Raw genomic sequence first — 14,118 nt, 5'->3', positions numbered from 1 at the left:
TTGACAGCGTGCGACGGCACGGAGTAGACACAGTCCGCAGGACAGATTGCGTCAATCTGTCGGATCGGGTGTCCTGCGAGAGGGGCTTGCCGTGCAGACTCATCCGCCGCTGCGCCCGCCGAGCTTCCCGCTGCACTCCCCCGACTTCTACGCCGGCGATCCCTACCCGGCCTACCGGGAGCTGCGCGCCACCACACCGGTGCGCTGGAACGACGTCACCAACTTTTGGGCGCTGCTGAAGTACGAGGACATCCGGTTCGTGTCGAGCAACCCGGCGCTGTTCTCGTCGACGAAGGGCATCACCATTCCGGACCCGGCGAATCCGAACCCCGTGCAGGCGGGCAACCTGATCTTCAGCGACCCGCCCCGGCATCGCCAATTGCGCAAGCTGATCAATTCGGGCTTCACCCGGCGGCGGGTTGCCGTGTTGGAGCCGAAGATTCGCGAGATCGTGCGCGGGATTCTGGACGGCATCGAACCCGGCTCGGTGCACGAGTTCGCCGAGGAGGTGGCGGCGCCGCTGCCCACCCGGATGATCGCCGAACTCATCGGCGCCCCGCCCGACGACTGGGAGCAGTTCCGGGCGTGGTCGGATGCGGCCACCGGGACCGCCGACCCCGAGATCGAGCTCGACTCGTTGGTGGCGATGGGACAGCTCTTCGAGTACTTCCAGGCGCTGATCGCCGATCGGCGGGTGCACCCACGCGACGACCTGCTGTCCGTCCTGGCCGAGGCCGAGATCGACGAGCACCGGCTGACCGATGAAGACCTGCTCAACTTCGCCTTCCTGCTGCTGGTGGCCGGCAACGAAACCACCCGCAACCTCATCGCCCTGGGCACGTGCGCGTTGATCGCGCATCCCGACCAACGCCGCCTGCTGGTCGAGGACCCCGCCCGCATCCCGCTCGCCGTCGAAGAGATGTTGCGGTGGAACAGCCCGGTGGTGCACATGGCCCGCACCGCGACGGCCGATGTCGAGATCCGCGGCCAGCGGATCCGGGCCGGCGAGGTGGTGGTGATGCTGTACGGGTCGGCCAACCGCGACGAGGACGTGTTCGGTCCCGACTCCGAGGAGTTCATCGTGAGCCGCCACCCGAACCCGCACATCGCCTTCGGCTGCGGTGAACACTCCTGCGTCGGTGCGCAGTTGGCGCGCCTGGAGGCGACGGTGCTGTTCGACGAGCTGCTGCGCCGCTTCCCCACCATGGAGCTGGTGGGCGACGTGGACAGGATGCGGGCCACCATGGTGCCCGGCGTGAAACGCATGCCGGTGCGGATGGGCGGGTGAGCCGATGGACCTCGAATACACGCCAGAGCAGTGCAAGCTGCGCGCCGAGATCCGCGTGAGCCTGGAAACCGTGATGACGCCCGAACGCGTCGCCGCGGTCAGCGAGCACATGGAGGGCGGGCCCGCGGTGCGCGAATGCGTCCGCGCCCTGGCCGCGGCCAATCTACTCGGCGTCGGCTGGCCTAAAGAATATGGCGGACAAGGGTTCTCGGCCATCGAGCAGTTCATCTTCTCCGAAGAGGCGCGCCGGGTCAGCGCGCCCATCCCGCTGGTGACACTCAACACCGTCGGGCCGACGCTGATGCACTACGGCACCGACGAGCAAAAGCGGCGGTTCCTGCCGGCGATCTTGGACGGCACCGTGGAGTTCGCCATCGGATACTCCGAACCCGGCGCGGGCAGCGACCTCGCCTCGGTGCGGACGACGGCCGTCCGTGTCGGTGACGAGTATGTGATCAACGGCCAGAAGATGTTCACCAGCGGCGCGGCCTACGCCGACTACATCTGGCTGGCCGTGCGCACCGATCCGGAGGCCAAGAAGCACAAGGGCATTTCGATCCTCATCGTGCCGACCTCGTCGCCGGGATTCTCCTGGCAGCCGCTGCACACCATGCCGGGCATCTCGACGTTCTACACGTTCTACGACGACGTTCGGGTGCCGGTCAGCGCGCTGGTGGGTGCCGAAAACCAGGGCTGGCAGCTGGTCACCACGCAGCTGAACTTTGAACGCGCGGCGCTTGGCAACCTGGGCGCGCTCGAGCCGCTGTTCGAAAAGACCCTGCACTGGGCGCTTTCCACCGAACTCGACGGCGGCCGGGTCATCGACCGGCCGTGGGTGCAGCAGGCCCTGGCCCGCGTCGAAGCGCAAGTCGCCGCGTACAAACTGATCAATTTGCGGGTGAACGCGGCGATGACCAAGGGCGCGCTCAGCATGGGAGAGGCGTCGGCGGCCAAGGTGTTCGGCACCGAGCTCACCGGACAGGTCGCCCGGGAACTGCTCGAAGTGCTCGACGGCAACGGAGTGCGGCGCGGCGGCGACGCTCCGCTGCGCGGCGCGCTGGAATCGGCCTACCGGCAGGCCGTCATCAACACCTTCGGGGGCGGGGCCAACGAAATTCAGCGTGACATCATCGCCATGGCCGGGTTGGGCATGCCCCGGGCACCGCGCGACCTGCGGGCCGCGAAATAGTCAGGAGGACAGTATTCAGTGAGCGACTCAGACACGGTCAGCGCCAAAGTGCGGGCCCTCGTCGGGCAGCCGACCGGTGGCACCGGGAAACCTTCGGTGGCTCCAGACCCGGTGAACCAGCCGATGATCCGGCACTGGGCGTACGCCATGGCCGACATGAACCCCGTCTATATCGACCCGGAGTTCGCCGCCTCGTCACGGTTCGGCGGCATCGTGTCGCCGCCGGTGATGCTGCAGTCCTGGACCATGCCTTCGCCGAAGCTGGAGGGAATCGGGGAACGGGGCGGGGCGCCGATCGAGATCACCAGCAACCCGACGGCATTCCTCGACGAGGCCGGATACACCAGCACGGTGGCGACCAATTCGGAGTTCGAGATCGAGCGTTACCCCAGGCTGGGCGACGTGATCAGCGCGACGACGGTCTACGAGTCGGTCTCCGACGAGAAGAAGACGGCGCTGGGCAGCGGCTTCTTCCTGACCTGGCTGACGACCTACACCGATCAGCACGGTGAGGTGTTGGGGCGGCAGCGATTCCGGGTCCTGCGATTCAGGCCGGCAAGCTGATGGCGGCCCGTCTGGCACCGGCGATCACCAAGGACACCGAGTTCTTCTGGAACGGCTTGCGGGAGAACAAGCTTTTGATCCAGCGTTGTGGCGGCTGTGGGCAGCTGCGTCACCCGCCCCGGCCGATGTGCCCGCACTGTCGCTCGCTGGAATGGGAGGCGATCGAGTCGTCGGGTCGTGGCACCGTCTACAGCTACGTCATGCCGCACGAGCCGAAGTTTCCGTTCTTCGAATACCCCTACGTCGTCGCACTGGTGGAACTCGAGGAAGGGGTGCGAATAGTCTCCAACCTGACCGGCATCGATCCGGCCGACGTGACAACCGGAATGCCGGTCGAGGTCTACTACCAGGCGTTCGACGGTTCCGGCCCCGAGGACCTGGTGTTGCATCAGTTCCGGCCGAGCGCGTAGGCCTGCCATGGATTTCAGCTTCACCGAAGAGCAGGAGACGATCGCCACGCTGGCCCGCGACCTGTTGCAGCGCCGCGCCACGCCGGAACGGCTGGCCGAACTGGAAGCCGGCGATGTCCGCTACGACGCCGAGCTCTGGGATGAGCTGGCCGCCGCCGACCTGCTCGGCACCGCCCTGTCCGAGTCGGTGGGCGGCAACGGGGGCGGCTTCGTGGAACTCGGGGTGCTGCTGGCCGAGGTCGGCTACAGCGTCGCGCCCGTGCCGGTGTACGCCACGCTGGTGCTGGGCGCCGACCCGATCGCCCGGCACGGCAACGACGAACAGCGACGGCGGTTCCTGCCGGCCGTGGTCAGCGGATCTTGCATCCTGACAACGGGATTGGCCGAGCCCGGCCGCTCGTGCCCGGCTCACCCGGGCACCACGGCACGCCGCGACGGTCCGAATTGGCGCCTCGACGGCGTCAAGGAGCTGGTGCCGGCCGCGCAGCTCGCCGACACCATCCTGATCCCGGCCGCCCTCGACGACGGCACAGTGCGCCTGTTCCTGCTCGGCGCTGACGCCGCCGGCGTCGAAATCCGCTCCGCCCCGACCACCAATCGTGAACCGCACGCGGACGTATTCCTGGACGGCGCAATCGTTTCCGAGAAAGACACGATCGCCGGCGACGGACTGGTCGAGTCACTGCACACCCGGGCACTGGTGGCGCTGTGCGCGATCCAGCTCGGCGTCACCGAGCGGGCCCTGCGCATCGCCGCCGAATACACCACGGGCCGCGAGCAATTCGGCCGGCCGATCGGCAGCTTCCAGGCGGTGCAGCAGCGGATGGCCGACGCCTTCATCGACGTCGAGGCCATTCGGTGGACCACCTGGCAGGCGGCCTGGCTGATCGCGCGGGAAAGGCCCCCCGAGGAGGCCCAGCGGGCGGCGCGCATCGCGAAGTTCTGGGCCGCCGAGGCCGGCGCCCGCGTGGCCGCCACCGCCCAGCACGTCCACGGCGGCATCGGCATCGACGTCACCTATCCGCTGCACCGCTATTTCCTGTGGGCCAAACACAACGAGCTGACCCTCGGCCCGGCATCGGCGCAGCTGGCCCACCTCGGCGCAACCTATTCGGAAGGATCCGCATGACGACCACCTCCAGCCGGACCACGACCCTGCGCTGGCGCGACATCGCGGAGGGCGACGAGGTCACGCCGCTCGAAATCCCGATCACCACAACGATGATCGTCGCCGGCGCGATCGCCACCCGGGACTTCATGCCCGTGCACCACGACCGCGACTACGCCAAGCAGCAGGGTTCGCCCAACCTGTTCATGAACATCCTGACCACCAACGGCTACTGCGTGCGGTTCCTCACCGACTGGGCCGGGCCCGAAGCGATGGTGAAGAACCTGTCGATCCGCCTCGGGGTGCCGTGTTTTCCAGACGACCCGCTGCGGTTCACCGGCAGCGTCACCGGCAAGACGGAAGGATCGGGCGGTGAGAACTTCGTCGAGGTGACGTTCAAGGGCTCCAACAGCCTGGGCGACCACGTCTCGGGCACCGCGGTGCTCAGCCTGCTCGACGGGGTGGGCGCGTGAGTCGGCTCCCCGGTAGTTGCGCCATCGTCGGGATCGGCCAGACGGAGTTCTCCAAGGAATCCGGGCGCAGCGAGCTGCAATTGGCGTGCGAGGCGGTCAGTGCGGCGCTCGACGACGCGGGCCTGGCGCCCGGCGACGTCGACGGCATGGTCACGTTCACCATGGATTCCAGCGACGAGATCGACATCGCCCGCAACGTGGGCATCGGGGACCTGAGCTTCTTTTCCCGGGTACACCACGGCGGTGGCGCGGCCGCCGGCACCGTCGTGCACGCGGCGATGGCGGTCGCCACCGGCGTCGCCGACGTGGTGGTGTGCTGGCGCGCCTTCAACGAGCGCTCCGGCTTCCGGTTCGGCGGCAGCGGCCGCAGCATGGCCGAAACACCGTTGTTCATGGCGCATTACGCCCCGTTCGGACTGCTGACCCCGGCGTCCTGGGTCGCGGTGCACGCCCAGCGCTACATGTCGACGTACGGCGTCACCAACGAGGACTTCGGCAGGGTCGCGGTCGTCGACCGCAAGCACGCGGCGACCAATCCGGATGCCTGGTTTTATCAGCGACCGATCACCCTGGAGGATCACCAGAACTCGCGCTGGATCGTCGAACCCGTACTGCGCCTGCTGGATTGCTGCCAGGAGAGCGACGGCGGCGTCGCGCTGGTGATCACCAGCGCCGAACGCGCCCGGGATCTGCGGCAACCGCCTGCCATCATCGCCGCGGCCGCCCAGGGCGCGGCCCACAACGGCGAGATGATGACCAGCTATTACCGCGACGAGATCACCGGGCTGCCGGAGATGGGTGTGGTGGGCCGTCAGCTGTGGCGCGACTCGGGCCTCAAACCGCAAGACATCCAAACCGCCTTCATCTACGACCATTTCACGCCGTTCGTGTTCGCCCAGCTCGAGGAGCTCGGGTTCTGCGGGCGGGGTGAGGCCAAGGATTTCGCGACCATCGAACGGCTGTCGCTGGGTGGCGAGTTCCCGATCAACACCAACGGCGGACTGCTCGGCGAGGCCTATATCCATGGCATGAACGGCATCACCGAGGGGGTGCGCCAGGTGCGCGGCACGTCGTACAACCAGGTCGACAACGTCGAGCACGTGCTGGTCACGTCCGGAACCGGGGTGCCGACCAGCGGCCTGATTCTGGCGCCGGCCGGCTGAGGGGACCGTCATGCCCAGGCTCGCGCTCCTGACCGCCCACGGCGGACCCATCGAACTGGCCGAATTCCCGTTGTCCACACCGGCGCCGGGCACCGCGGCGCTGCGGTTGCGGATGGCCGGTATCTGCGGATCCGACCTGCACATCTTTCGCGGCGAACTGCCGCTGCCGTGCCCGTTCGCCATGGGCCACGAAATGGTCGGTGAGATCGCCGAACTCGGCGAGGGCCTGACCACCGACGCGACCGGTAAGCCGTTGGCGGTCGGCGATCGGGTGGTGGCGCCGTATTTCTGGTTTTGCGGCAGTTGTCACGCGTGCGCGCGCGGACGCTCGTATGCCTGCCAGAACCTGATGGCCGGCGAGTACCGCAGCCACGAGCAGGCGCCGCATTTCGTCGCCGCCTACGGTGAGTACTACTACACCAGCCGCCGGCAGCCGCTGTACAAGGTGCCCGACGAGCTGCCCGACGAGGCGGTCGCCCCGTTGAATTGCGCGCTGGCTCAAGTGCTTTTCGCCCTGCGCGACGTGCGTCTCGGGGACACCGTCGTCATTCAGGGCGCCGGCGGGCTGGGCATCAACGCCGCGGCCGTAGCCCGGACGACGGGCGCCGCGGCGGTCATCGTCATCGACAAGATCGCCGAACGACTCGACGTCGCCGCCGACTTCGGCGCCACCCACTGCATCGATGCCGGCGCGATCTCGGCGGCCGAGGTCAGCGAGCACGTACGCACACACACCGACGGCATCGGTGCGGACTGGGTGCTCGAGGTCGTCGGCGTGCCGGGCGTCATCCCGGAGGGGATCGGGTTTCTCAACAATGGCGGGACGCTGCTCGAAGTCGGCAACGTCGGGATGGGGCGCACCTTCGAGCTCGACCCCAGCGCGCTGGTCTACGGCAACAAGTCCGTGCGCGGCGTGATGCTCTATGACCCGGTCACCCTGGCCACCGGACTGAAGTTCCTGCAGCACACCAGCTTTCCGTTCGAGCGGCTGATGCCCACACCGTTCCATCTGGCCGACGTCAACGCGGCGTTCGCCTCGGCCGATGCCGGGCTGGTGCCGCGGGGGGCGCTGATCCCGTGACGACTCAGGCGACCGCGGTGACCGACACCCGCGAGCTCATCGTGGAGTCGGCGTTCGCGTGCTTCGGCAAGCAGGGTTTGCAGAAGGCGACCATCGTCGACATCGCCAAACACGCCGGCGTGTCCCGCAGCACCATCTACGAATATTTCTCCGACAAGGCCTCGATCGTCGAGGCGTGCGCCGAGCACGCGTCGCAGCGGTTCTACCGCGAGATGACCAAGGCCATGGACCCCAGCGGCACGCTGGAGGACAAGCTGTGTGCCGCGGCGGTTTTCGTGACCCAGGCGCGCCGGGTCATCGCCTCGGAGAAGTATTTCGACGAGGATGCCATCAGCCTGCTGCTGACCAAGGACGCCGCCGTGCTGCTGCGCGAGTGCGTCGAGTTCTTCGCCCCCTACCTGTCGGCCGCCCGGCTCACCGGTGAGGTGCGCAAGGACCTCGACATCGAGGCCGCCGGCGAGTGGTTCGCGCGCATCCTGTTCTCATTGTTCAGCACGCCGTCCTCGACGCTGGACATGGACGATCCCGAGGTCGCGGCGGAATTCGTTCGGGCCCACGTGGTGCGCGGCTTCGCCAGCGACCGCCCCCGGCGGCGTTGAGGACGGCGTCGGTGGTGAATCCTGGGTTTCGCGCGTGAATCCTCGGCGGTAATTATCGGCGTGTCACCGCCCGGCGTTCACACTGGCCGCCGACGATTCCCACTCAGTGACGGCGGCAGTAATCACCGGGCCGCCGCGCCCCGCTTCGCCGCGCTTGCGACCGTCACGGCCGCGCCAGAGCCCGCAGGAAGAACGCTAAATTGGCGGGCCGCTCGGCGAGTCGGCGCATGAAGTAGCCGTACCACTGGCCGCCGAACGGGACGTAGACCCGCAGCTGGTTGCCGGCGGCCGCGAGACGCCGCTGCTCGTCGTCGCGAATGCCATAGAGCATCTGGTATTCGAATTCGTCGCTGCGACGCCCTGTTTCACGCGCCATGGCGGGCACCGCGCCGACGATCTCGGGATCGTGGGAGGCCACCATCGGGTAGCCGGACCCGGCCATCAGCACCCGCAGGCACGCCAGATAGGAGTCGGTGACCTCGACGGGTTTCGGGTAGGCCCTCGAGGCGGGTTCGTCGTAGGCGCCCTTGCACAGCCTGACCCGGGCGCCGGCGGCCGCGAACTCCTCGCAGTCGTCCAGGGTGCGCCGCAGGTAGGCCTGCAAAACCAGGCCCAGCCAGGGAAATTCGGCCCGCAGGTCGCGCACGATGGACAGCGTCGACTCGGTGGTGGTGTGGTTCTCGGCGTCCACGGTCACCCACACGCCGGCCCGCCGGGCGGCGTCGCAGATCGACCACGCGTTCTCCCGGGCGATCTTGTCGCCATCGCGCTCGAGCGCCTGCCCCAGCGCCGACAGCTTGACCGACACTTCCAGCGGCCGGACCGCCTCGCCCGCCGTAGCGAGCCCACCCAACGCGTCGATCACATCCAGGTAGGTCCGCACGGCCGCGTCGGCGCCGTCGGCGTCGACGACGTCCTCGCCCAGATAGTCGACGCTGACGAAGCGTCCCGAACCCCGCAGCAAGGCAACGCTGTTCAGCGCCGAATCGATCGTCTCGCCGGGGACGAAGCGTCGCACCACGCGACGGGTGACCGGTAAGCGCTCGGCGGTGCGGCGCAGGGCTTCGCGGCGGCTGGCGGCCATGATCGCCGGGCGCAGGGTGCTGGCGAACAGCCCGGCCATCAGTCGGCGCCCATGTGGGGATAGGTGTGGTCGGTTGCCGGGACGAAGGTCTCCTTGATGGTGCGCGCCGACGTCCAGCGCAACATGTTCAGCATCGACCCGGCCTTGTCGTTGGTGCCCGAACCGCGTGAGCCGCCGAACGGTTGGCGCCCGACCACCGCGCCGGTCGGCTTGTCGTTGACGTAGAAGTTTCCGGCGGCGAATCGCAGCCGGTGCTGGGCGGTCAGCACGGCGTCGCGGTCGTCGGCGATGACCGCGCCGGTGAGCGCGTAGCGGGATCCGGTGTCGACGACGTCGAGGATCCGCTCGTAGTCGCCATCGGGGTACACGTGCACCGACAGCAGCGGGCCGAAGTATTCCGTCGCGAACGACTCGTCGGTCGGATCGTCGGACAGCAGCACCGTGGGGCGCACGAAATAGCCTTCGCCGTCGTCGTATTCGCCGCCGACCGCGACGGTGACGTGCGGCGCGCCCTTGGCCCGCTCGATGGCGTCGACGTTCTTGATGAAGGCGCGCCGGTCGATCAGCGCTCCCCCGTAGTTGGTGAGGTCGGTGACATCGCCGTAGCGCAGGGTGGCGGTTTTCCCCAGGAAGTCGTCGCCCATGCGCCGCCACACGGACTGCGCGATGAAGGCCCGTGACGCCGCCGAGCATTTCTGGCCCTGGTAGTCGAACGCGCTGCGAATCAAGGCCGTGCACAACACCTCCGGTCGCGCCGAGGCGTGGGCGACGACGAAGTCCTTGCCGCCGGTCTCGCCGACCAGGCGCGGATAGCTCTGGTAGCGACCGACGTTGGCGCCCACCCGCTGCCACAGGTGCTGGAACGTCGCCGTCGACCCGGTGAAGTGGATGCCGGCCAGCCGCGGATCGGCCAGCGCCACATCGGAGACGGGGAGCCCGTCGCCGGTCACCAGGTTGATCACCCCGGGCGGCAACCCCGCCGCCTCGAGCAGTTGCATGGTCAGGTAGGCCGACAACGTCTGGGTGATCGACGGCTTCCATACCACGGTGTTGCCCATCAGCGCCGGCGCGGTCGGCAGATTGCCGGCGATGGAGGTGAAGTTGAACGGCGTGATCGCATACACGAAGCCATCCAGTGGGCGGTAGTCGCTGCGATTCCACTCACCCGGCCCGCTGATCGGCTGCTGGGCCAGGATCCGTTGCGCGAACGCCACATTGAAGCGCCAGAAATCGATCTGCTCGCACGGCGAGTCGATCTCGGCCTGGTAGACCGACTTGGACTGGCCGAGCATCGTGGCGGCGGCGATTTTCTCCCGCCATGGCCCGGCGAGCAGGTCGGCGGCGCGCAGGAAGATCGCCGCCCGCTCGTCGAACGGCATTGCCGCCCAGGCGCTTTTCGCAGCCATCGCGGCGCCGATCGCCGCCGCCGCGTCGGCGTGCGACGCGTTGGTCAGGGTGCCCAGCGTCGCGGCATGCCGGTGCGGTTGAACCACATCGATGCGTTCACCGTCGCCCATCCGGTGGGTATCGCCGATGACATGCGGCAGATCGATCGGGTTATCGGCCAGCAGGGCCAGCTCGGCGAACAGTCGGGCGCGTTCCGGGGAGCGTGGCGCATAGTCGTGGACCGGCTCGTTGGCCGGCATCGGGACCTGGGTGATCGCGTCCATGTCGCCAGGATCCTCGCCGTGGCGGCGCAGAGAATTAGCCGATCGGACAAGGTAGAGCGGGATCGATAGTAAAATCGGACAACATGGCCGGTGTGGGGCTGGGGCAGCTGCTACTCGCGCTGGACGCGACCCTGGTGAGCCTGGTCGACGCGCCCCGGGGCCTGGACCTGCCGGTGGCGTCGGCGGCGCTGATCGACAGCGACGACGTGCGGCTGGGGTTGGCGGCCGCGCCGGGTTCCGCCGACGTCTTCTTCCTGTTGGGCATCGCCGACGACGAGGCGCTGCGCTGGATGGACAAGCAGGCGCGCGACCGCGTGCCGGTGGCCATCTTCGTCAAGGGGCCGTCGGATGCGCTGGTGGCCAGGGCCATCGCGGCCGGGTCGGCGGTGGTGGCGGTCGAGCCGCGGGCCCGCTGGGAGCGGCTCTATCAGCTGGTCAACCATGTCCTGGAACATCACGGGGAGGGCCCCGACGCCCCGGAGGACTCGGGCACCGATCTCTTCGGGTTGGCCCAGTCGCTCGCCGACCGGATCCACGGCATGGTCAGCATCGAAAACGCCCAGTCGCACGTCTTGGCCTATTCGGCGTCCAACGACGAAGCCGACGAGCTGCGCCGCCTGTCCATTTTGGGCCGGGCCGGCCCGCCCGAGCATCTCGAGTGGATCGGCCAATGGGGCATCTTCGATGCGTTGCGCTCGGGCGGTGAGGTGGTCCGGGTCGCCGAGCGGCCCGAGTTGAGCCTGCGTCCCCGGTTGGCCGTCGGGATCCATCGGCCCGCCCCCGACGCGCGGCGACCGCCGGTGTTCGCCGGAACCATCTGGGTGCAGCAGGGCTCGCAACCGCTGGCCGACGACGCCGAACAGATGTTGCGCGGCGCCGCCGTGCTGGCCGCCCGCATCATGTCGCGGCTGGCGGCCCGGCCCTCCACCCACGCCCGGCGGGTGCAGCAACTGCTCGGCCTCGCGGACCCGGAATCCGTTGCGCACGTGGACATGGCCGCGATCGCCCACGAGCTCGGTCTGGCCCCCGACGGCGACGCGGCCCTGATCGGTTGGGACGTGGCGGACGGCTCACCCCGTCGCGCTCGGCTCGCCGACGTCATTGCGCTGAGCGCCAGCGCTTTTCGACGCGACGCGCAGGTCGCGTCGTCCGGCTCGCGAATCTATGTGCTGCTCCCCCAGACTCAGAACCGCTCGGTCGCCTCGTGGGTCCGTGGCACCATCGGCGCCATGCGCACCGAACTCGGGGTGCAGCTGCGGGCGGCCATCGCCGCACCGGTGGCGGCCCTTGCCGGAGTGGCCGCGGCCCGCGTCGAGGTGGACCGCGTGCTGGACAGCGCTGAGCGGCACCCGATTTCGTTCGGTCAGGTGACGTCGCTGGCCGAAGCCCGCACCACCGTCTTGCTCGACGAGATCGTCACGCTGATCGGCGGCGACGAACGGCTGGTCGATCCGCGAATCGTGGCACTGCGCGACGACGACCCGGCGCTGGCCGAGACGCTGCGGACGTATCTGGACGCGTTCGGCGACGTCGCCGCGGCCGCCCAATCGTTGCGGGTGCATCCGAACACGGTTCGCTACCGGGTGCGCCGGATCGAGAAACTGTTGTCGACGTCGCTGGCCGATCCCGAGGTGCGGCTGCTGTTTTCCCTGGGATTACGGGTGCTGGAAAGCCGTTGACCCGCTCGCCTTCCCGGGTCCAGCGATCGGGCGGCGTGAAAAGCCCGAGGCGGTAACCTAGCCCGCATGCAAAGTTCGTCGGTGGTCGCCCTGCTGCGGGAGCGCGCCGGCCTGCAGCCCGACGACTTGGCGTTCCGGTACACCGATTACGAGCAGGATTGGGCCGGCGTCACCGAGACCCTGACGTGGGCCCAGTTGTATCAGCGCACCCTGACCGTGGCGCACGAGGTCGCGCGGCACGGCAGCACCGGGGACCGCGCCGTCATCCTTGCGCCCCAGGGCCTCCCCTACATCGTCGCGTTCCTGGGCGCGATCCAGGCCGGGCTGATCGCGGTCCCGCTCTCGGTGCCGCAGCCGGGCTCGCACGACGAACGCGTCGCCGCCGTCCTGGCCGACACCGCCCCCACCGTCGTCCTCACCACGGTCGGGGCCGCGGCGGCCGTCGACGAGTGCCTGCGCCGCACGGCCCCGGCGACCGGAGGCGCCGCCCCGGCCGTCATCGCCGTCGATGCGCTGGACCCGCCGCGGTCGTCGGGCATCCGGATCAGCGGCGCCCCGAGCATCGCGTACCTGCAATACACGTCGGGTTCCACCCGCGTGCCGGCCGGGGTGATGGTGTCGCACCGCAATCTTGCGGTGAACTTCCAGCAGCTGATGGCCGCGTACTTCGACGACTTCAACGGTGTGGCCCCCCGCGCCACCGTGTGCGTGTCGTGGCTGCCGTTCTACCACGACATGGGTTTGATGCAGGGCGTCATCGCGCCCATCCTGGGTGGCTACCTGGGCGACGTGACGAGCCCGGTCGCGTTTCTGCAACGTCCCGCGCGCTGGATTCGCGCGATGTCGCAGACCAATCCGGTCTTCTCGGCCGCCCCGAACTTCGCCTTCGAACTCGCGGTCCGCAAGACCACCGAGGCGGACGTGGCCGGGGTCGACCTGGGCAACGTCATCAGCATCGTCAGCGGCGCCGAGCGGATCCATCCGGCCACGCTCGACCGGTTCTGCAAACGCTTCGCCCCGTACAACTTTCGCGAAGAGATGATGCAGCCCTCCTACGGTTTGGCCGAGGCGACCGTGTATGTGGCCAGCCGCGCCAAGGCGGGGGCCCCGCGCGTCGTCCACTTCGAACCGGAGGCGCTGTCGGAGGGCAGCGCGCAACCGTGCTCGCCGGAAACCGGCACGCCGCTGCTCAGCTACGGCACGCCGGCGTCGCCGTCGGCGCGGATCGTCGACCCCGACACCCGCACCGGATGCCCGGCGGGAACCGTCGGTGAAATCTGGGTCAACGGCGCCAATGTCGCCGACGGCTACTGGCGCAAGCCGCAGGACACCCAGCGCACCTTCGGCGGCGTGCTGGCCGACCCGCCGCCCGACACCCCCGAGGGCCCGTGGCTGCGCACCGGCGACCTCGGCTTCGTCTGGGACGGCGAACTGTTCATCGTGGGCCGGATGAAGGACCTGCTGATCGTCTACGGCCGCAACCACTATCCCGAGGACATCGAGTCGACGGTGCAGCGCATCACCGGCGGCCGGGTCGCGGCGATCGCGGTCCCGGTCGACGAGACCGAAAAGCTGGTCACCATCATCGAATTCAGCGGGCGCGGCGTATCCGACGAGGACGCGCGCCACGAGCTCGACGTCGTCAAGAACGACGTCACCGCGGCGATATCGAACTCACACGGGCTCACCGTCGCCGATCTGGTGCTGGTCGAACCGGGATCGATTCCCACCACCACGAGCGGCAAGATCCGGCGGGCGGCGTGTGTCGAGCAGTACCGTCGCCGGCGGTTCACCCGGTTGGACGCCTAGC

General features: G+C 68.7%; 13 protein-coding genes. 11 read left to right on the top strand and 2 right to left on the bottom strand.

The window, feature by feature from the left end; genetic code table 11:
* Positions 1-91 precede the first annotated feature (91 nt).
* Genes AC5Y5B_RS05795 through AC5Y5B_RS05755 form a run of 9 tightly spaced genes read left to right on the top strand, consistent with a single transcriptional unit; the run spans position 92 to position 7,875 of the window.
* Positions 92-1,288, top strand: coding sequence for a cytochrome P450 (locus AC5Y5B_RS05795; protein ID WP_112633051.1), 1,197 nt, complete (start codon positions 92-94; stop codon positions 1,286-1,288).
* Positions 1,289-1,292: 4 nt separating this feature from the next.
* Positions 1,293-2,477, top strand: coding sequence for an acyl-CoA dehydrogenase family protein (locus AC5Y5B_RS05790; protein WP_112633050.1), 1,185 nt, complete (start codon positions 1,293-1,295; stop codon positions 2,475-2,477).
* Positions 2,478-2,495: 18 nt separating this feature from the next.
* A complete protein-coding gene (locus tag AC5Y5B_RS05785) occupies positions 2,496-3,041 on the top strand; it encodes an FAS1-like dehydratase domain-containing protein (protein WP_112633049.1) in 546 nt (181 codons plus the stop codon).
* A complete protein-coding gene (locus AC5Y5B_RS05780) occupies positions 3,041-3,451 on the top strand; it encodes a Zn-ribbon domain-containing OB-fold protein (protein WP_112633048.1) in 411 nt (136 codons plus the stop codon). The genes AC5Y5B_RS05785 and AC5Y5B_RS05780 overlap by 1 nt, the downstream gene beginning before the upstream one ends.
* A 7-nt stretch (positions 3,452-3,458) precedes the next feature.
* Positions 3,459-4,580: an acyl-CoA dehydrogenase family protein gene (locus tag AC5Y5B_RS05775; protein WP_112633047.1), complete on the top strand. Its 1,122-nt coding sequence runs from the start codon at positions 3,459-3,461 to the stop codon at positions 4,578-4,580.
* Complete coding sequence (locus AC5Y5B_RS05770) at positions 4,577-5,032, top strand: MaoC family dehydratase (RefSeq protein WP_500004293.1); 456 nt, start codon at positions 4,577-4,579, stop codon at positions 5,030-5,032. The genes AC5Y5B_RS05775 and AC5Y5B_RS05770 overlap by 4 nt, the downstream gene beginning before the upstream one ends.
* On the top strand, positions 5,029-6,195 hold the full coding sequence (locus AC5Y5B_RS05765) for a lipid-transfer protein (protein ID WP_112633045.1): 1,167 nt from the start codon (positions 5,029-5,031) through the stop codon (positions 6,193-6,195). The genes AC5Y5B_RS05770 and AC5Y5B_RS05765 overlap by 4 nt, the downstream gene beginning before the upstream one ends.
* Before the next feature lie 10 nt (positions 6,196-6,205).
* A complete protein-coding gene (locus tag AC5Y5B_RS05760) occupies positions 6,206-7,276 on the top strand; it encodes a zinc-binding dehydrogenase (RefSeq protein WP_112633044.1) in 1,071 nt (356 codons plus the stop codon).
* A complete protein-coding gene (locus AC5Y5B_RS05755; protein WP_112633043.1) occupies positions 7,273-7,875 on the top strand; it encodes a TetR/AcrR family transcriptional regulator in 603 nt (200 codons plus the stop codon). Before AC5Y5B_RS05760 ends, AC5Y5B_RS05755 begins: the two co-directional genes overlap by 4 nt.
* A gap of 163 nt (positions 7,876-8,038) precedes the next feature.
* Here AC5Y5B_RS05755 and AC5Y5B_RS05750 read toward each other — a convergent pair whose 3' ends face one another.
* A complete protein-coding gene (locus AC5Y5B_RS05750; RefSeq protein WP_112633042.1) occupies positions 8,039-8,998 on the bottom strand; it encodes a proline dehydrogenase family protein in 960 nt (319 codons plus the stop codon).
* Positions 8,998-10,629, bottom strand: a complete 1,632-nt coding sequence (gene pruA / locus AC5Y5B_RS05745; RefSeq protein ID WP_500004285.1) for an L-glutamate gamma-semialdehyde dehydrogenase — start codon at positions 10,627-10,629, stop codon at positions 8,998-9,000. The genes AC5Y5B_RS05750 and pruA overlap by 1 nt, the downstream gene beginning before the upstream one ends.
* An 83-nt stretch (positions 10,630-10,712) precedes the next feature.
* Here pruA and AC5Y5B_RS05740 point away from each other — a divergent pair, with 83 nt between their 5' ends.
* Positions 10,713-12,308, top strand: coding sequence for a PucR family transcriptional regulator (locus AC5Y5B_RS05740; protein ID WP_112633040.1), 1,596 nt, complete (start codon positions 10,713-10,715; stop codon positions 12,306-12,308).
* Positions 12,309-12,374: 66 nt separating this feature from the next.
* Entirely contained in the window at positions 12,375-14,117 is a 1,743-nt protein-coding gene (gene fadD21 / locus AC5Y5B_RS05735; RefSeq protein WP_112633039.1) for a fatty-acid--AMP ligase FAAL21/FadD21, read from the top strand.
* Position 14,118: the final 1 nt, after the last annotated feature.

The organism is Mycobacterium sp. NGS33 (assembly GCF_059812885.1).
The sequence above is the reverse complement of the archived record's forward strand: the minus strand, read 5'-3'. Positions and strand labels throughout refer to the sequence as shown.